1 protein-coding gene is annotated in these 374 nt (G+C 63.6%); it reads right to left on the bottom strand.

The features are described from left to right. Positions 1–4: 4 nt before the first annotated feature. Positions 5–374: glycosyltransferase family 4 protein (locus LU493_RS19765; RefSeq protein WP_275289504.1), on the bottom strand; the 370-nt coding region annotated here is incomplete at its 5' end.

Below are 374 nucleotides of genomic sequence, written 5' to 3'. Positions count from 1 at the left end.
ATCGTTATTTCACCAGATCCTGATAAAGAGAAAGCAGCTGGGTTGAGAGTCGCTCGCTGGTGCAGGCCATAATGCGCTCGCGGGCGTGACCGCCTTCCGCGGAGCCCAGCGCGCGCGCGGGCAGGGCCATTACCGCCTGCTGTAGCGCCGGGATATCCAGAGCGTCGCAGACGTAACCATTGTGGCCGTCGACGATAAACTCCGCCCCGCCGCAGCCGGTGGTGGTGATCACCGGCAGACCGCAGGCCATCGCTTCGAGAATGACGTTGGGGAACGGATCGTAGAGGGTCGGCAGCAGCAGACCATCGGCCATCTGATAGAAGGGCAGCGTCTCCGACTGCATGCCGAAGAAGCGCACCCGCGCTTCGCAGCCG

The organism is Halomonas elongata, from assembly GCF_029081005.1.
In the GTDB taxonomy this organism is placed as follows: domain Bacteria; phylum Pseudomonadota; class Gammaproteobacteria; order Pseudomonadales; family Halomonadaceae; genus Halomonas; species Halomonas elongata_B.
The sequence above is the reverse complement of the archived record's forward strand: the minus strand, read 5'-3'. Positions and strand labels throughout refer to the sequence as shown.